Origin of the sequence: Sphingomonas yabuuchiae, assembly GCF_001477495.1 — a bacterium.
Taxonomy (GTDB): domain Bacteria; phylum Pseudomonadota; class Alphaproteobacteria; order Sphingomonadales; family Sphingomonadaceae; genus Sphingomonas; species Sphingomonas yabuuchiae_A.
Genome location: NZ_LDTF01000004.1, coordinates 1 through 17590, shown reverse-complemented (window position 1 = coordinate 17590; position 17590 = coordinate 1). Strand labels below are relative to the sequence as shown.

The following is a 17590-nucleotide window of genomic DNA, read 5'->3' as shown; positions in this document are numbered from 1 at the left end:
CCTAAAGCCCGGCGGCCGGCGGCCGTTAAGCATGGCAAGCGCGCGCCGGAGTATCGTCGATGACCACCGTTTCCTCGAGTACATCGTCCAATACCACGACGACCTCCTCCACCTCGTCGTCCAGCTCGACGAGCTCGAGCAACGCCGCGCAGAATACGACGAAGACCGCCGCCCAGCAACTGTTCAACTCGTTGCAGGCGGGTTCGGGCATCGACCTGTCGACAGTCGTCCCCTCGCTGATCGAGGCGCAGTTCGCCGCCAAGACTGCGGCGCTCAAGGCGCAGTCGGACACGCTGACCGCAAAGATTTCGGGTGTGTCGTCGATCAAGAGCGCGATCACCGATTTCGCCTCCGCGCTGGCCTCGCTGGCGAGCGGGGGAACGCTGGCGACTCAGGCGACCAGCTCCGATCCGTCGACCATGAGCGTGACGACGGCCGCGGGCGCCAAGCTGGCGGGCATGTCCAAGTCGATCACCGTCAATGCGCTGGCCAGTGCGCAGGTATCCTCGACCAAGGCGTCCTTTTCCAAGACGGCCTCGCTGGGCACCGGCAGCCTGTCGATCAAGGTCGGATCGAAGGATGCCGTGTCGGTGTCGTTCGGCACCGACGACTCGACGCCCGACCTGCTGGCGGCCAAGATCAATGCCGCGAATACCGGCATCACCGCATCGGTCGTCACCGATGCCAGCGGCAATGCCTTCCTGTCCTTCACCGGGGCCAGCGGCAAGGACAACAGCTTCACCATCACCGCAACCGAAGGCGATACGGCGGGGCTCGCCCGACTGAACGTCGGCAACGGCGCGACCGGCACCGCGACATCGTCGACCGCCGCCAATGCCAGCATCACGATGGATGGCGTCACCGTCGAGCGGGCCAGCAATACCGTCAACGACCTGGTGCCCGGCGTGAACATGACCCTGTCCGCAGTGTCGACCAAGCCGCTGACGCTGACCGGCTCCAGCCCCAGCGCGGCGCTCAGCACCGTCGTGTCCAACTTCGTCTCGACCTATAACGACAATATGACCGCGCTGAACAAGGCGATCGACCCGATCACGGGCGATCTGCGCGCCGATCCCGCCGCGCGTTCGCTGGCCCAGACGATGCGCACGCTGACCACCACCAAGCTGGTGCCCGGCAGCGACGTCGATCTGGGCCCCAAGACGCTGGCCGATCTGGGCGTCAGGACCGAGAAGGACGGCACGCTGACCGTCGACCAGACGCAGCTGTCCAAGGCGCTGTCGACCTATCCCGGTTCCGTCGAGAAGATGTTCCAGGCCAGCGGCGACAATCTGATCGGCCTGTCGGCGCGGATGAACAGCATCCAGCTGTCGGCGACCAGCAGCGTTTATGGCCTGACCGCATCGTACAGCAACCTGACACAGGCGCAGAAGGATCTGGCGGATCAGCAGAGCCGCCTGTCCGACAATCGCGAACGGGCCAGTGACGCGCTGACCGCGCGCTTCGCGGCGATGAACAGCCGGGTCACCGCCTATAAATCGGCACAGGGTCTCATGGATCAGCAGGTCAAGATGTGGACGAAGAGCAACTGATATGACCTATGCCTCCGCCCTTCTGACCGATCCCGCCGCCGTCTATCGCCAGATCGACGTGGTCGGTCGCACCGCCATGGCCGACGGCCCCGCGCTGGTGCAGCTGCTCTACGAGGAACTGATCTCCGCGCTCCGTTCCGCCGCCTGGGCGACCGAGCATGGCCAGCTCGCGCGCAAGAGCGAGCGGGTGACGCGCGCCACCGCCATCCTGTTCGCGCTGGAGGCGGGGCTGGATTTCGAGAATGGCGGCGAGATGTCGATCACCTTCGCCCGCCTTTATGGCGGCGCGCGCAAGCAGATCGTCGATGCCTCGCTGGGTCAGGACGCGCACATCTTCCGCAACGTCGCGGCCAGCATCGCCGACATCGCGGAGGCGTGGGAAACCGTGCGCAAGATGAACGCGCCGAAGGCCAAGAACTAACGCACGAGCTTATCCAGCCCTCCGTTCAGCCTGAACGAAGCCGAAGTGCACGCCCGACGCCTTGCCAAGGGAAATGTCTCCTCTGGCATCATTGCGGTTGGTTCGTCTTACCGCCGGAACCAGTGTTTCTGGACGAAGTAGATGACGATCCCCGCCGCGATCAGCGCACACGCGCCCAGGATCGCATCGAACGCCCAGGGTTCCTCGGCATAGGGCAGGTTCTTGACGTTCATCCCGTAAAGCCCGGTGATGAAGGTCAGCGGCAGGAACACCATCGCGACGATCGAGATGACGAGCGCGCGATTGTCGATCTGCTCGGCCCGCATGTCGGTCAGCGTTTCGTGGACCAGCGCGGCGCGTTCGCGGATCGACTCCAGTTCCTCGGCCATGCGCGCGGCGCGGTCGGCGGCGGCGGACAGGTGCAGCCGGTCGTCATCGGCCAGCCAGTCGCCGGGTAGCGCCGCCAGCTTCTCCAGCGCGGCACGCTGCGGATTGAGGAAACGGCGATAGCCGATCGCGGCGACGCGGACCCGGCTGACCGTGCGGCGCAGCTGGAAGACGCGGTGTTCGTCCAGCTGCTCCTCGCATCCGTCGAGTTCGTCGCCCAGATTGGCGACATCGGGATCGAGATCGTTGGTGATGGCGGTGGCGAAGGCGGTGATCAGGTCGCCCGGATCGGCGATGGTGCCGCCCTCGACCTCCTTGCGCACCGTATCGACCGCCAGCAACGGGCGGCGGGTGACCGAATAGACGCGGCCCTTCATCGCCCAGATCCGCACCGAAGCGAGCATGTCCGATCCGTCGAGCGGCGCGCTGCTGCGTCCGCGCAGGTTCAGGAACGCCCCCTCGCCCACCGCCTCGCAACGCGGCCGGGTTTCGGCGGCGGTCAACGCATCGATGACGTAATCGGCCAGATGCGCTGAATCGCGCAGCCATCGCTGCGCCACCGCGTCATTGGTCTCCAGATGTACCCAGACCAGCCGTGCCTTGGCCTCCACCGCCGCGCGGATCGGGATCGCCTCGGCCTTGCCGCCGTCGATGCCATAGGCGAAGCCGGTCATGCGCGGCGGTCCATGGTCAGGTCGACGATCTGCCCGTCATCCGGCTCGACGGGGAGCGCGTCGCACTCGATCCGAACCGCATCGGCGCGCGCCCGGTCGAGGATCGCGGGCGGCACATCGGCGCGGTGATAGACCCGGTCGGCCGCCGCCAACGCCCGCGCCTGGCGCAGGGTCAGGTCATCGGGGTCGGTCGAGGTCAGTACGAACGCCTCGACCTTTGCCGCCGGGCGGCCGGCCTGCGACAGCCAGCCGTCGACATCGGTATCCCCCGCGAGCGGATCGAGCACGCCGCCGGGCGACAGCGCCGCCCCGATCGCACGCCGCCGCTCCGCCCCGTCGGGGAAGCGCGCGCGCAGGGCGCTTCGGGCAGCGTACAGCCCCTCGGCCAATGCGCCGAGCCCTGCGGGCAGCAAGGTCTCCAGCCGCTGGCGCAGCGCCGCCGCCAACCCGGCCGACACGCCGCCTGTACCGATCGCGACGATCACCGGCCCCCGCTCGACGATGGCGGGCAGCGTGAAGTCGCAGGCCGCAGGCCGGTCGACCGCGTTGACCAGCACGCCGCGCGCCTTCAACCGCGCGATGGCGGCTTGCGCTTCATCCTCATCCCCGATCGCGACGATGGCGAGCGCGGCTTGTGCATCCTCGCCGACCACGAGCGCGCCCGCCCGATCGAGCAGACGGCGCTTGGCCTCGGCGGGTTCGCCCTCGCCCAGTAGAATGACGGGGCGCCCGCCCAGCCGGACGAACAGCGGCAGGCTGGCGAGGCTCACCTCCCTTTTCCTCCCCTGTAAGGGGAGGGGGTGTGCGAGCTTTGGCTTGCCCCCGGCAAGTCAAGACTGTGCCGGGGGCACAATCTCGCTCGCGCACGAAGCTGGTGGAGGGGTGTCGCCATTGGCGAGGAAACACTCCCTCGCGACCGCCGACACCCCTCCGTCAGGCCTGCGGCCTGCCACCTCCCCTTACAGGGGAGGAAGGCCGCATATGCCGTCACTTCTTCAGCCACTCCGGCACACGCTCGGCGGCGATGATCGTCTCGGCGGCGATGCGGTCGGCGACGACGGCGAAGCGGTCGCCCTCTACCATGACTTCGGGCACCAGCGGACGGCTGTTATAGGTCGAGGCCATGGTCGCGCCGTATGCGCCCGCCGTGCGGAACACGGCGAGGTCGCCCGACTTCACCGCGTCGATCTCGCGGTTCATGCCGAAGGTATCGCCCGTCTCGCACACCGGGCCTGCGATATTCGCCATCATCGTCTCGCCGGTCGGCTTCACCGCGACGAAGTCGTGATGCGCGTCATAGAGCGCCGGCCGCATCAGATCGTTCATCGCCGCATCGACGATGACGTACGGGTTGGCGACGCCGGGCTTCACCCAGACGACTTCGGTCGCGAGAACCCCGGCATTGCCCGCGATTACCCGGCCCGGCTCGAACATCAGCTCGACATCCCAGTCCTTCGTCACGCGCGCGACCATCTCGCCATAGGCGGCGGGCGCGGGCATCACGTCGCCCGGCTTGTACGGCACGCCCAGGCCACCGCCCAGATCGACGCGGCTGATGCGATGCCCCGCCCCGCGCAGCTCGGCGACCAGCTCGCCCACGCGCTTGTAAGCGGCCTCCAGCGGGGCGAGATCGCCCAGCTGGCTGCCGATATGGCAGGCGACGCCCTTCAGGTCGATGCCCGGCAGCCCGGCCAGACGGTCGAACATGCCCAGCGCCTGGTCGATCGGCACGCCGAACTTGTTCTCCTTGCGCCCCGTGGAGATCTTGGCATGCGTGCCCGCATCCACGTCCGGGTTCACGCGCAGCGTGGCGGGGGCGACCAGCCCGCGCTCATGCGCCAGCTCGGCGAGGACCGCGCCCTCTTCCTCCAGCTCTAGGTTGAACTGCCCGATCCCGGCTTCGAGTGCGGCGACCAGCTCTCGCTTCGTCTTGCCGACGCCGGAGAAGACGATGTCCTCCGCCTTCATCCCTGCCGCCAGCGCGCGGCGCATCTCGCCGACCGAGACGACATCCGCGCCATAGCCTTCGTCGGCCAGCACGCGCAGCACGGCGAGGTTCGGATTCGCCTTGATCGCATAGGCCAGGTGGACGCGCGGCAGGGCGCTCAGCCCCTCGCGGAACACCTGCGCATGACGGCGGAAGGTCGAGGCGGAATAGATATAGACCGGCGTGCCGACTTCGGCGGCGATCCGGGATACGGGCACATCCTCCACATGGAGTTCGCCGTTCGAAAAGTGAAAATGGTCCATCAGCGGGGGGGCAAATCGAATTCGTCCGAGCGCCGGTCCTGCGACTGGGTCATCAGTTCGTCGGAGCGCTGCGGGCGTTGTTGGGGGGTGGCCGTCAGCAATTGCTGCGGCGTCGGGGTCGCGGTGGCGCCGCGCGGCGCGACCGGCAGGCTCTCGCCCTTGGCCGGTTGCAGCCGGTTGGCCGCGCCACAGCCGGTCAGCGCCAGCGCGACCAGCAGGGCGAGCGCGGGCTTCATGCGCGCAGCCCCCGCGCGGTCGCGATCGCGGCACGGACATTGGCGGGCGCGGTGCCGCCGAAGCTGACCCGGCTGGCGACCGAGGCATCGACCGACAGCACGTCATAGATGCTGTCGTTGATGCGCGCGTCGATGCCGGTCAGGTCGTCGATCGACAGCTGGTGCAGCATCACGCCCTTCTCCTCGGCCAGCTTCACCGCGCGGCCGGTGATGTGATGCGCCTCGCGGAAAGGAATGCCGCCGACGCGGACCAGCCAGTCGGCCAGATCGGTCGCGGTCGAGAAGCCCGCCTCCGCCACGCCACGCATCCGGTCGGTCTTGAACGTCGCGCTCTGGACCATGCCGGTCATCGCCGCGATGGACAGCGCCAGCAGGTCGTGCGCCTCGAACACCGGCGGCTTGTCGTCCTGCATGTCCTTGGAATAGGCGAGCGGCAGGCCCTTCATCGTGACCATCAGGCTGGTCATGCAGCCCATGATCCGCCCCGCATGGCCGCGCACCAACTCGGCCGCGTCGGGGTTGCGCTTCTGCGGCATGATCGAGCTGCCGGTCGACCATTGGTCGCTGAGCGCGACGAAGCCGAAGGGCTGCGACGCCCAGAGCACGAACTCTTCGGCCAGTCGCGACAGATGCAGCGAGCAGTTGGTCGCCGCCTGCAGATAGTCGATGGCGAAGTCCCGGTCGCTGACCGCGTCGAGCGAGTTGCGCGTCGGCTCGTCGAAGCCCAGCGCTTGCGCCGTCATGTGACGGTCGACCGGGAAGCCCGTCCCCGCCAGCGCCGCCGACCCCAGCGGACACTGGTTCATCCGCGCCCGCGCCGCCACGAAACGGCTGGCATCGCGCACGATCATCTCGTGATAGGCCATCAGATGATGGCCCAGCGTCACCGGCTGTGCGGATTGCAGATGCGTGAAGCCCGGCATCACGCTGTCGGCATGCTCCTCGGCGCGGGTCAGCAGCGCATTGCGCAAGGCACCCAGCGCCGCCAGCGTCTCATCGATCGCATCGCGCACCCACAGGCGGAAATCGGTCGCCACCTGGTCGTTGCGCGACCGCGCGGTGTGCAGACGGCCCGCGACCGGGCCGATCAGCTGGGCCAGCTTCGCCTCGGTCTGCATATGGATGTCTTCGAGGGTCAGGTCCTCCGACACGCCGTTCGCGGCATAATCCTCGGCGACCTTGTCCAGCCCGGCGGAAATCGTCGCGGCGTCCTCGGCCGAAACGATACCCTGTTTGCCCAGCATCGCGACATGCGCTTTCGACCCGGCGATGTCCTGTTTCCACAATCGCTTGTCGAAGGGGATGGACGCGTTTATCTCGCGCATCACCGCGGCGGGACCTTCTGCGAAGCGCCCGCCCCACATTGCGTTGGAGCCGCCCATGTCGTCGCGTACCGTGATCGCCTGTCTCCTGGGGCTGATGGTCGCCGGGTGCGATAAGCAAAGCCCCGCCCCGGAGCAAGCCGCCAACACCTCCAGCGGCGAAGTTTCGAGCGGCGAAGTCACCAGCGGCGAGGCCACGGGATCGCAAGCCCCCAAGCCCACGGGGGCGGTCGACCGCAGCCACAAGGGCGAGGCCGCACCGACGCTGGGCTTCACCACGCTGGACGGCAAGCCCGCGACGCTGGCCGATTTCCGGGGCAAGCCCGTGCTGGTCAACCTCTGGGCGACCTGGTGCGGGCCGTGCGTGGCCGAGATGCCGACACTCGCCGCACAGGCCGAGCGGTCGAAGGGCAAGATCGCGGTCATCGCCGTGGCGCAGGACGACGCCGCCAAGGTGAAGCCCTTCCTGGCGGGCAAGAAGCTGGACGCACTGCCCATCTATCTCGACCCCAAGCTGGGCCTGAGCGTCCATTACAAGGCCAACCTGCCGACCACGATCCTGTACGGCGCGAACGGCAAGGAAATCTGGCGCGTGACCGGTGGCTTCGAATGGGTCGGCGCCCAGGCGGACCAGTTGCTCGCCGAAGCGATGTAAGCCGGACGTCGCCCCCATGAAAAAGTCCCGCCCGGGGTGAACCGGACGGGACAGGCTGGGGTAAAATGGTTTGAACCGGGGGCGGCACGCGACCGCCCCCTTCTCGCATCAGAACTCCGCCGTCAGGCCGATGAACACGGTGCGGCCCACGGCGTCGTACATGCCGGGATAGGTGTTGCCGTTGCCGAACGCGGCCAGCAGGCCCTGCGCGATGATCGGCGGATCCCGGTCGAACAGGTTGTTCACGCCGGCGCGGAACGTGATGCCGTCCTGCACCTTCGCGGTGCCCGCCAGGTCGAAATAATTGTACGCCTTGATCCGGCTGTTGAAGATCGACGGCGTGCCGGCCAAATTCGGGTCGGTCGAATTGTTGGTCAGCTTGGTCGGGCCGATATAGCGCCAGTTGAGCGAGATCGAGCCGACCCTGGCCGCATCGGTCCAGGTGAAGCGCGACTGGTGCCGCCATTCGGGCATGGGCTGGCCGCAGGTCGGGCCGAAATAGCCGACGCAATCGAACGATCCGAGGCCGGGCACCGGCTCGTTCACCAGCTTGCGGTTCCAGGTGCCCTGGAAATCGACGGCGAGCGAACCAGCACCGCCCAGAGGCTGGGAATAGCTGAGACCGAAGTCGACGCCCGAGGTACGCAGCGAACCGGTATTCTGCGTCGTCGAGACGATATAGCCCTGGTCGCCGAAGATGATGCCGCCGCGCGGATCACGCTTGAACAGGTTGCAGAAGAACGGATTGCCGGTCGCGATGCATTGGCTGATCGTCTGCGGCACCGAGATCGAGCTGATATAGTCGCGCACCTTGATGTCGAAATAGTCGACGGTCAGCGACAGGCGGCGCAGGAAGGTCGGCGTGAACACGATACCGGCGGTCAGCGTGTCGGCCGTTTCAGGCTTCAGCGCCGGGTTGCCGCCGAACTGCGCAGTGCAGGTTTCCGCCGGGCAGTCGGTGATGCGGCCATATTGCGCCTGGGTCACGCCGGTGCGGGCGCACTGGGCGAAGGTCGCGGTCGGCGTCGCGGTGGCGCAGGGGTCCTGTGCGCTGACATTGCCGTTGAACTGCGGCCCGAACAGCTCGGACACATTGGCGGCGCGGATCGCGCGGTTATAGCTGCCGCGCAGGCGGATATCGCTGCTCGGCGCCCAGGACACCTCGGCCTTGTAGGTCGAGACGATCTTGGACAGGTTGGAATAGTCCGATCCGCGATAGCCCGCGTTCAGCGCCAGTTCCTTCACGAAGGGCTTGTTCTGAATCAGCGGCACTTCGATTTCGGCGAACACCTCGTTCACGTCGAAGCGGCCTTGGGTCTCCTTGGTGCCCTTTTGCAGCGCCAGTGCGTCGGCCTTGAACTCCAGGCTCTCGTAACGATGCTCGACGCCCAGCACGACGCCGATGCCGTCGTCCGACCAGGGCGACTTCACGCCATAGGTGCCCAGGTCCGCACTGATATTGCCGCTGAGCACCGTTTCGCGGTCGACGCCGCGGGTCGAGGTCGGCGCATAGATATAGCCGAACGCCGCATCCGAAATGCCGTTATAGCGGAAGATGTCGAGCGGCACGCACTGCGGGTCGCTGCCGTCGATCACCGACTTGCAGGTCGGGGTGCCGTTGACGTTGACGACCTGGATACCACGATTGGCGCGCGACGGATCGATGTCGTTCTCATAGGTCTCGTTATAGAGAACCGTCGAGAACAGCGCGTTGGCGTCATAGCGGATGCCGGGCGCGATCTCACCGCGCACGCCGCCGGTGACACGGAAATCGGTGTGGCGCAGGTCGTCGCGGCGCGGACGGGCGTTCCCGGCGACGGGGCGATAGCCGATATAGGCCTGCTGCGTCGCACTGGTGCCATAGGCGTTGCCGCACAGGATCTGGCCCTGCTGCGCACTCAGGAACGGATTGTCACAGTTGATCGAGTAGGTATAGCCCTGGAACAGCGCGGACGGGGCGACCTGTGAATTGGTGTGGTCGTCCATGAACATGAAGCTGCCATAGGCTTCGATCGCGGGCGAAATCTCATACTTGGCAAAGGCCCCCGCCGTGTAGCGGGTGTCGTTGCGCTGGAAATAGTTCAGCGGCGCATAATTGTAGCGGAAGCTGGAGTCGTAGGGCACCCAGGTCCGGTTGCCGTCGCGGGTGTTGTTGAACCGGCCCGCATCGGCGTTCGGCCCGGTGATCGGATCGAACAGACCGTACTGGTTGTTGCTGGAGCCACCGCAGGTCAGCGTCGAATTGCCGGTCCCCGCCGGATCGAAGGCGCAGGACGATACGTCGCGATCGCCCTGCAGCACCGGCTTGGTGTCGCGATAGCCGAAATAGGCGGTCACATTGCCGCGCCCGTCGGGTAAGTTGGTGCCGAAGGCGACGTTCACGTCCAGCTTCTGACCGTCGAGGATCATCGGCTGGGCCAGGCGATAATTGGCCTGGCTCTGCACGCCGCGAGCGAAGCCATTGTCGTTCTGGTGCTGGGCAAAGCCGTACTGGACGTCCGTGCGCACACCGTCCAGGTCGTCGCGCAGGATGAAGTTGACGACACCCGAAATCGCGTCCGAGCCATAGACCGCCGACGCGCCGCCGGTGACGACATCGACCCGCTTGATGAGCGCGGCGGGGATGAAATTCAGGTCGTTGGCCTGCACCGGCAGCATGCGCTGGCCGTTGACGAGCACGAGGTTGCGGTTGCTGCCCAGGTTGCGCAGGTTGACGCGCGCCGTGCCGTCCGACCCGTTCGAGCCGTTCTCGTTCGAATCCGGCGTCACCTGCGGCAGGCGGTTCAGCACGTTTTCGACCTGGATCGCGCCCTGATAGCGAATCTCCGTCGCGTCGACGACGGTCAGCGGGCTGTTGCTGGTGAAGTTGGGGCGCTGAAGCCGGGTGCCGGTGACGACGATGGCCTCGCCTTCGGTCGAGGCTGCTTCGGGCGGACAGGGCTGGTCGGGGACGCAGCGTGCATCCTGATCCTGAGCGGACTTTGGTTTGTCCTGCGCATGGGCCGGCGAAACCGAAAGCAACGCGATCGCAATAGCCCCGGCCGAACAGGCCAAGCCACGGTAATTTCCAATCATGAAATTGCCCCCCAATTGATTTTATTGTGTTTCTCCTGCCAAAAAACGAAACAGTCGTCAAATATAATATACGGTATCGGAATTTTAGCGTGATAGGGCCAACTGATCCTGTCGCGGCAACCGATCGTCGCACGCTGCGTTGCACAATCAGCCGGGCCTGCGCAGCCGTGATGCGCGCTCTGCTCCGAGCGTTACGGGAGATGCTGAAGCCGATGATGCAGGCCAATCGTCGAGAACTGGTCGCGGCGCTTGCCGTTCTGGGTGTGACCCCGACCATCGCCGCCCGTGTCGCGGCGCAGGGCCGTGGCGGAGGTGCGTCACTGGGCGCGCCCACGCCTTTTTCCTGGACCGCGCTGCAAGCCCAGGCCGAGGCACGGGCGCGACAGCCTTACCGGGCACCGGCCAAGGTCGCGGCGGCCGAAGCGATAGGCTATGATGCGGTCGGGACCATCCGCTATCGCGACGACCGGACGCTGGCCGGGGGCATCCGGCTGTTTCCGCTGGGCCGCTACGCCCCCGTCCCGGTCGGCATCCACATCGTCGAGAATGGCCAGGCCCGCGCCGTGCCCTTCTCCCCCTCGTTGTTCACCGCCGAGGCGGGCCATGCGCCGCCTTTGGGCATTGCCGGGTTCCGCGCGATGACGGCGGACGGGAAGAGCGACTGGCTGGCCTTTCAGGGTGCCTCCTATTTCCGCACCGCCGGCGCGCAGGACCAATATGGCCTGTCGGCGCGCGGGATCGCGATCGACACCGGCATCGACGGGCGCGAGGAATTTCCCGCCTTCACCGACTTCTGGATCGAGCGGACGGGCGCGCAGGGCTATACCGTCCATGCGCTGCTCGACGGACCGAGCGTGAGCGGCGCGTACCGGATCGAGTCGATCAAGGGCGCAAGCGGCGTCGAGCAGCGCGTGTCCGCCGTCCTGTTCTTCCGCCGCAATGTCGAACGGCTGGGCATCGCACCCGCGACCAGCATGTTCTGGTATGGCGAGGGCAACCGCGCCGCCGCGCGTGACTGGCGGCCCGAGATTCACGACTCGGATGGACTGGCGTTGTTGACCGGTGCGGGCGAGCGGCTGTGGCGGCCGCTGGTCAATCCGCCCCGCCCGACCCTCGACAGCTTCGCCGACACCAATCCGCGCGGCTTCGGCCTGCTCCAGCGCGACCGGAACTTCGACCATTATCAGGATGACGGTGCCTTCTACGACCGCCGCGCCAACCTGTGGGTGCGGCCGGAGGGCGATTGGGGGCGTGGGCAGGTCATGCTCTATGCCTTCCCCACCGCGAGCGAGACGGTCGACAATATCGTCGCCTTCTGGAACCCCGCCGATGCGCCCAAGGCGGGGCAGAAGCGGCAGTTCGACTATCGCCTGAGCTGGGGCTCGACCGATCCGACGGCCGTGCCCGCCGTGGCCCATGCGGTCGACAGCTGGACGGGCGATGCCGGTCGCCCCGGCGCCGAGCCGACACCGGGCGCGCGCAAGCTGGTCGTCGATTTCACCGGCCCCGCTCTGGCCGGGCTCGATCGGCAGAGCGGCGTCACCGCCGACATATCCGTGGCGCGCGGCAAGCTGCTGGCCCAGGCCGCCTATCCGGTCGTCGGCCAGTCGAACCGCTGGCGCGTGACCGCCGATATCGCGCCGGAAGCGTCAGGTCCGGCCGATGTCCGCCTCTTCCTGAAGCAACAGGCCCGGGCGCTGAGCGAGACGGTGTTGATGCCGGTCTTCCTGCCATGACCGACAGCCGCGCGATGATGCCGCCGCCCGCCCCGCTGACGATGGAGGTCCAGCGGTTCGACGGCGTGCCACCGCCGCATAATGCACCCGAGCCGCGCGAGGGCGTCAACCTGGCGCCCGACGATATCCTGACGCGCCGCCTGCTCCTGGTGCTGCTCACCGGACTGCTGGCGACGGCCGCCTCCGCCTCGGTCAAGGAGGCGTTGTTGAGCGACGGGTTCAGCCTGCTCGACGGGCTGCTGCTGCTGCTGTTCTTTCCGCTGTTCGCCTGGATTTCGTTCGGATTCGTGACGGCGGCGATCGGCTTCGTGTTGCTGATCTCGCGCGCGCATCCCGGCATCACGCCTGCGCCCAAGGGGGCCGCGCCGCCGACCGCGCGCACCGCGGTGCTGGTGCCGGTGCATAACGAGGATGTCGACGCCGTCTTCGACCGGATCGCGCGCATGGCCGTCATGATCGACCGCGCGGGCGCCGCCGACCGCTTCGCCTTCTTCGTGCTGTCCGATTCGGGCGAGGCGGCGGAGGCGGAGGAACGCGCCGCCTGGGAGCGCCTCGCCCCACGATTGCGCGTGCCGCTCCATTATCGCCGCCGGACCGAGAATAAGGGCCGCAAGCCGGGCAATGTCGCCGAGTGGATCCGCAATTACGGCGGCGGATACGACTTCATGCTCATGCTCGACGCCGACAGCCTGATGGGTGGCAACACGATCGTCGGCATGGCGCAGATCATGGAGCAGCGCCCCTCGATCGCCCTGCTCCAGACCGTGCCGATGATCATCGGCGCGACGACCTTCTTCCAGCGCTGGATGCAGTTCGCCAGCCGCTTCTACGGGCCGATCTCGACCGCCGGGCTGGTCTGGTGGTCGGGGTCGGAATCGACCTTCTGGGGGCATAACGCGCTGATCCGCATCCGCGCCTTTGCCGAAAGTTGCGGCCTGCCCGATTTGCCCGGACGCCCACCCTTCGGCGGCACGATCATGAGCCACGACATGGTCGAGGCGGCGCTGCTGCGGCGACGCGGCTGGCGGCTGCACATGCTGATGGTCGAGGACAGTTTCGAGGAGTTTCCGCCCACCCTGATCGACCAGGCGGTGCGCGACCGGCGCTGGGCGCAGGGCAATATCCAGCATCTGAAATTGCTGGGGGCCAGCGGTTTCCACTGGATCAGCCGGCTGCAGCTGCTGATCGGCGCCACCGCCTATCTGATGTCGCCCGCCTGGCTGGTCCTGATCGCCACCTCGATCGCCCAGAGCCTGTCGGACGATGCCGCGACGGTCCATGCCGTCACCTCGGCGCGGGTGCTGGCGGTGACTTTGGTGCTGCTGTTCGGGCCGAAGATCCTCAGCATGATCTGGGCGATGGCGGACCGCGACCGTCGGGCGAGTTATGGCGGGGTGCGCGGCATCCTGTCCTCGGTGGCGCTCGACATGCCGCTGTCGATCCTGACCGCGCCGGTGATCGCGCTGACCCAGACGATCGACCTCATCAACATCGTGCGCGGCAAGCCGTCGGGCTGGAACCCGCAGAGCCGGGTGCGCGACGGGCTGGCGGCGGCGGACGCGATGCCGCGCTATCGCTGGCATCTGGGGGTCGGCGCGGTGTTGGTGGTCGTGTCGTTCCTCAACCCGATGCTGGGGGCATGGCTGTCGCCGGTGACCCTGGGGCTGTTGCTGTCGCCCTGGCTGGCGATGGAGACGGCGAAGGTCCGGCCGGGCGAGCAACTGGCGAAGAAGGGCGTGTTCGCGGTGCCGGGGTCAGAGGTGGCCGAGCCGGTTCGGCCTTTGGCTCTGGCGTAGGCCCAGCGCTACAGCCGCTCAATCATCCTCATCCTCGAACCCCACCAGCGCCAGGGCCCGCGCCTTCATCTGCCGCGTCTCGCACCAATGCACCAACGCCTCCTCCCGGCCATGCGTCACCCAGACCTCGCGCGGGGCGATCTCGGTCAGCGTCTGGGTCAGCTCGTCCCAATCGGCATGGTCGGACAGGATCAGCGGCAGCTCGACATTCTTCTGCCGCGCGCGCTGGCGCACCCGCATCCAGCCGCTGGCCATCGCCGTGATCGGATCGGGCAGCCGCCGCGACCAGCGATCGTTGAGCGCGCCGGGCGGGCACATCACGACGTGGCCCGCCATCTCCGCCTTGGGCGTGTCCGCGACCATGCGCAACTCGCCCAGATCGACGCCCAGTTCCTGATAGAGCGCGCATAGCCGCGCCAAAGCGCCGTGCAGATAGATGGGCGCCTCATGCCCGCGCACGCGAAGTTCGGCGATCACCCGCTGCGCCTTGCCCAGCGCATAGGCGCCGACCAGCACGCAGCGTGTCGGATTGGCGTGCAGCCGCGCGATCAGCTTGTCGATCTCGTCACCGGTCTCGGGATGACGGAACACAGGCAGTGCGAAGGTCGCCTCGGTAACGAAGACGTCGCACTTTACCGGCTCGAACGGCGTGCAGGTCGGGTCGGCGCGGCGCTTATAGTCGCCCGACACCACCACCCGTTCGCCCCGATAGTCGAGCACGATCTGTGCCGATCCCAGCACATGGCCCGCAGGCACGAAGCTGACGTCCACCTCGCCCAGCCGGATCTTTTCGCCATAGCCCACGCCGATCCCGTTTTGCGGGCCGTAGCGCGCTTCCATGATCGCCAGCGTCTCGGGCGTCGCCCAGACCGTGCCGTGCCCGCCGCGCGCATGGTCGGCATGGCCGTGGGTCACCAGCGCCTTGGCCTCGGGTTCGGACGGATCGACCCACACATCGGCGGGGGCCACGTAAATCCCATGTTTATGGGGCTGTATCCAGTCGCCGAGCTTGACCATGATACCTATATCGACGGGCATGCCCCCCGGTTCCCTTCCCTCCGCCCTGACCGACTGGTTCGCCGCCAAGGGTTGGTGCCCACGCACGCACCAGCTGGCGATGCTGGAGGAAGCGCGCGCGGGCCGCCACGCGCTGCTGGTCGCCACCACCGGCGCGGGCAAGACGCTGGCGGGGTTCCTGCCGACCCTGACCGAGTTGATCGAAACCCCGAGCGAGGGGCTGCACACCCTCTATGTCTCACCGCTGAAGGCGTTGGCGGTGGATATCCGCCGCAACCTCGTGACCCCGATCGAGGAGATGGGCCTCGACATCCGAGTCGAGACGCGCACCGGCGATACGTCTTCGGACAAGAAGGCGCGGCAGCGGGTGAAGCCGCCGCAAATGCTGCTGACCACGCCGGAATCGCTGTCGCTGCTGCTCAGCTATCCGGACGCCGAGGCGATGTTCGCCGGGCTGAAGACCATTGTCGTCGATGAGGTCCATGCCTTCGCCACCGGCAAGCGTGGCGACCTGCTGTCCTTATGTATGGCGCGGTTGCAGCGTCTGTCGCCCGGTTTGCGCCGTGTCGCGCTGTCGGCGACGGTGGCGGACCCGGACGGCTATCGCGCCTGGCTGGCCCCCGATGGCGATATCGATGCGGTCGGCCTCGTCACCGGCGAACCCGGCGCGCCGCCGGATATCTCGATCCTGCTACCCGAGGACCGCGTGCCCTGGGCGGGCCATTCGGGCCGCTATGCCGCCGCGCAGGTCATGCGCGTGATCGAGGCGAACCGGACGACCATCGTCTTCTGCAACACGCGCAGTCTCGCCGAGCTGATCTTCCAGGATCTGTGGAAGGCCAATGACAAGAGCCTGCCCATCGGCGTCCATCACGGCTCGCTGTCGCTGGAAGCGCGCCAGAAGGTCGAGGGCGCGATGGCGGACGGGCAACTCCGCGCGCTGGTCGCCACCGCCAGCCTGGACCTGGGCGTCGACTGGGGCGATGTCGATTGCGTGATCCAGATGGGCGCGCCCAAGGGCTCGTCGCGGCTGCTCCAGCGGATCGGCCGCGCCAATCACCGGCTGGACGAATCGAGCCGTGCGATCCTGGTCCCCGGCAACCGCTTCGAATATCTGGAGGCGCGCGCCGCGCTCGACGCGGTGGAGGCGGGCGAGCTGGACCCCGACATCTCCCGACAAGGCGCGCTCGACGTGCTGGCGCAGCATGTCATGGCCTGCGCCTGCGCCGCGCCGTTCGAGCAGAGCGCGCTGCTCGACGAGATTCGTTCCGCCATGCCCTATTCGGCGCTGGACGACGCGACCTTCGACCGGGTGCTGCACTTCATCGCGGACGGCGGCTATGCCTTGCGCGCCTATGACAAGTTCAAGCGGCTGGTCCAGCAGCCCGATGGCCTGTGGCGCGTCACCCATCCGCAATTCGTCGCGCAGCATCGCCTGAACGCCGGGATCATCGTGGAAGCGACGATGCTGAAGGTCCGCTTCCGCAACGGCCGCCAGCTGGGCCGGGTCGAGGAGGGATTCGCCGCAACGCTGGCCCCCGGCGACACCTTCTTCTTCGCCGGGCTCAGCCTGGAGGTGGAATCGATCGACGGCGAGGATTTGATCGTCCGCGCCACTTCGCGCCCCGCCCGCATCCCGACCTATGGCGGCAGCCGGATGCCGCTGTCGACCAGCCTCGCCGACCGGGTGCGCGAATTCCTGGCCGACCGGCGCGCATGGGACCGCTTTCCGCCGGACGTGCACGACTGGCTGGAGATGCAGGATCGTCGCTCGGTCCTGCCGCGCCCCGGCCAGTTGCTGGTCGAGACCTTCCCGCGCGAGGGGCGGCATTACATGGTCGCCTATAGCTTCGAGGGATGGAACGCGCACCAGTCGCTGGGGATGCTGATCACCCGGCGGATGGAGGCGCAAGGGCTCAAGCCGCTGGGCTTCGTCGCCAGCGACTATGCGCTGGCCTGTTACGGGCTGGAAAAGGTCACCGATCCGGCCAGCCTCTTCTCCCCCGACATATTGGAAAACGAGTTCGTCGACTGGGTGCAGCAATCGCACCTCCTGAAACGCGCGTTCCGCGAGGTGGCGGTGATCGGCGGGCTAGTCGAGCGACAGCATCCCGGCAAGCGCAAGACCGGGCGGCAGGTGACCTTCTCGACCGACCTGATCTACGATGTGCTGCGCAAATACGAGCCCGGCCATCTGCTGCTCCAGGCGGCGTGGGACGATGCGCGGGCGCGGATGACCGATGTCGGGCGGCTGGCGAACCTGCTCGACCGGGCGGGGGGCACGATGCTGCACGTCGATCTGGAGCGGGTGAGTCCGCTGGCCGTGCCGGTGCTGGTGCTGATCGGGCGCGAGAAGGTGTCGACGGGGAGCGCGGACGACGATTTGTTGATCGAGGCGGAGGCGCTCGCGGCGGAGGCGATGGGGGAGTGAGGTTATGCCCAACGCTCGCCTCTAGCCGCTCCCCTCCCGC

General features: G+C 67.4%; 13 protein-coding genes. 6 read left to right on the top strand and 7 right to left on the bottom strand.

Annotated elements, in window-relative coordinates; translation table 11 throughout:
- Nucleotides 1-59: 59 nt before the first annotated feature.
- Together fliD and fliS are read left to right on the top strand one after the other, a co-directional pair.
- Nucleotides 60-1550: a flagellar filament capping protein FliD gene (fliD, locus tag NS355_RS00430; protein WP_084787408.1), complete on the top strand. Its 1491-nt coding sequence runs from the start codon at nt 60-62 to the stop codon at nt 1548-1550.
- A gap of 1 nt (nt 1551) precedes the next feature.
- A complete protein-coding gene (gene fliS / locus NS355_RS00425) occupies nt 1552-1971 on the top strand; it encodes a flagellar export chaperone FliS (RefSeq protein WP_058743851.1) in 420 nt (139 codons plus the stop codon).
- 107 nt (nt 1972-2078) lie between these two features.
- On the opposite strand, the gene NS355_RS00420 is transcribed toward fliS, so the two are convergent.
- The 5 genes from NS355_RS00420 to argH all read right to left on the bottom strand — a co-directional run bounded on the left by NS355_RS00420 (nt 2079) and on the right by argH (nt 6882).
- A complete protein-coding gene (locus NS355_RS00420) occupies nt 2079-3032 on the bottom strand; it encodes a zinc transporter ZntB (RefSeq protein ID WP_058743850.1) in 954 nt (317 codons plus the stop codon).
- A complete protein-coding gene (locus NS355_RS00415) occupies nt 3029-3802 on the bottom strand; it encodes a precorrin-2 dehydrogenase/sirohydrochlorin ferrochelatase family protein (protein WP_058743849.1) in 774 nt (257 codons plus the stop codon). Before NS355_RS00415 ends, NS355_RS00420 begins: the two co-directional genes overlap by 4 nt.
- Before the next feature lie 217 nt (nt 3803-4019).
- Entirely contained in the window at nt 4020-5282 is a 1263-nt protein-coding gene (gene lysA / locus NS355_RS00410; protein ID WP_058743848.1) for a diaminopimelate decarboxylase, read from the bottom strand.
- Nucleotides 5282-5518, bottom strand: a complete 237-nt coding sequence (locus tag NS355_RS00405) for a hypothetical protein (protein ID WP_042487426.1) — start codon at nt 5516-5518, stop codon at nt 5282-5284. Before NS355_RS00405 ends, lysA begins: the two co-directional genes overlap by 1 nt.
- Entirely contained in the window at nt 5515-6882 is a 1368-nt protein-coding gene (gene argH / locus NS355_RS00400; protein WP_084787407.1) for an argininosuccinate lyase, read from the bottom strand. Before argH ends, NS355_RS00405 begins: the two co-directional genes overlap by 4 nt.
- Nucleotides 6883-6898: 16 nt before the next feature.
- On the opposite strand from argH, the gene NS355_RS00395 reads away from it, so the two are divergent.
- Nucleotides 6899-7495, top strand: a complete 597-nt coding sequence (locus tag NS355_RS00395; protein WP_058743847.1) for a TlpA family protein disulfide reductase — start codon at nt 6899-6901, stop codon at nt 7493-7495.
- Between the two features lie 108 nt (nt 7496-7603).
- On the opposite strand, the gene NS355_RS00390 is transcribed toward NS355_RS00395, so the two are convergent.
- Nucleotides 7604-10570, bottom strand: coding sequence for a TonB-dependent receptor domain-containing protein (locus NS355_RS00390; protein ID WP_058743954.1), 2967 nt, complete (start codon nt 10568-10570; stop codon nt 7604-7606).
- 170 nt (nt 10571-10740) lie between these two features.
- On the opposite strand from NS355_RS00390, the gene NS355_RS00385 reads away from it, so the two are divergent.
- Nucleotides 10741-12306, top strand: coding sequence for a glucan biosynthesis protein (locus NS355_RS00385; RefSeq protein WP_244489500.1), 1566 nt, complete (start codon nt 10741-10743; stop codon nt 12304-12306).
- Complete coding sequence (mdoH, locus tag NS355_RS00380) at nt 12303-14102, top strand: glucans biosynthesis glucosyltransferase MdoH (protein ID WP_084787406.1); 1800 nt, start codon at nt 12303-12305, stop codon at nt 14100-14102. Before NS355_RS00385 ends, mdoH begins: the two co-directional genes overlap by 4 nt.
- An 18-nt stretch (nt 14103-14120) precedes the next feature.
- On the opposite strand, the gene NS355_RS00375 is transcribed toward mdoH, so the two are convergent.
- Nucleotides 14121-15119, bottom strand: a complete 999-nt coding sequence (locus NS355_RS00375; protein ID WP_058743846.1) for a ligase-associated DNA damage response exonuclease — start codon at nt 15117-15119, stop codon at nt 14121-14123.
- Nucleotides 15120-15138: 19 nt separating this feature from the next.
- On the opposite strand from NS355_RS00375, the gene NS355_RS00370 reads away from it, so the two are divergent.
- Nucleotides 15139-17550: a ligase-associated DNA damage response DEXH box helicase gene (locus tag NS355_RS00370; protein ID WP_209444999.1), complete on the top strand. Its 2412-nt coding sequence runs from the start codon at nt 15139-15141 to the stop codon at nt 17548-17550.
- Nucleotides 17551-17590 lie beyond the last annotated feature (40 nt).

What these genes read in the sequence shown, in the direction of transcription:
- NS355_RS00420 (WP_058743850.1), bottom strand. Translation starts at nt 3,032, where the DNA reads ATGACCGGCTTCGCCTATGGCATCGACGGCGGCAAGGCCGAGGCGATC.
- NS355_RS00390 (WP_058743954.1), bottom strand. Translation starts at nt 10,570, where the DNA reads ATGATTGGAAATTACCGTGGCTTGGCCTGTTCGGCCGGGGCTATTGCG.
- argH (WP_084787407.1), bottom strand. Translation starts at nt 6,882, where the DNA reads ATGTGGGGCGGGCGCTTCGCAGAAGGTCCCGCCGCGGTGATGCGCGAG.
- NS355_RS00385 (WP_244489500.1), top strand. Translation starts at nt 10,741, where the DNA reads ATGCGCGCTCTGCTCCGAGCGTTACGGGAGATGCTGAAGCCGATGATG.
- NS355_RS00395 (WP_058743847.1), top strand. Translation starts at nt 6,899, where the DNA reads ATGTCGTCGCGTACCGTGATCGCCTGTCTCCTGGGGCTGATGGTCGCC.
- NS355_RS00370 (WP_209444999.1), top strand. Translation starts at nt 15,139, where the DNA reads ATGCCCCCCGGTTCCCTTCCCTCCGCCCTGACCGACTGGTTCGCCGCC.
- fliD (WP_084787408.1), top strand. Translation starts at nt 60, where the DNA reads ATGACCACCGTTTCCTCGAGTACATCGTCCAATACCACGACGACCTCC.
- fliS (WP_058743851.1), top strand. Translation starts at nt 1,552, where the DNA reads ATGACCTATGCCTCCGCCCTTCTGACCGATCCCGCCGCCGTCTATCGC.
- NS355_RS00375 (WP_058743846.1), bottom strand. Translation starts at nt 15,119, where the DNA reads ATGGTCAAGCTCGGCGACTGGATACAGCCCCATAAACATGGGATTTAC.
- mdoH (WP_084787406.1), top strand. Translation starts at nt 12,303, where the DNA reads ATGACCGACAGCCGCGCGATGATGCCGCCGCCCGCCCCGCTGACGATG.
- lysA (WP_058743848.1), bottom strand. Translation starts at nt 5,282, where the DNA reads ATGGACCATTTTCACTTTTCGAACGGCGAACTCCATGTGGAGGATGTG.
- NS355_RS00405 (WP_042487426.1), bottom strand. Translation starts at nt 5,518, where the DNA reads ATGAAGCCCGCGCTCGCCCTGCTGGTCGCGCTGGCGCTGACCGGCTGT.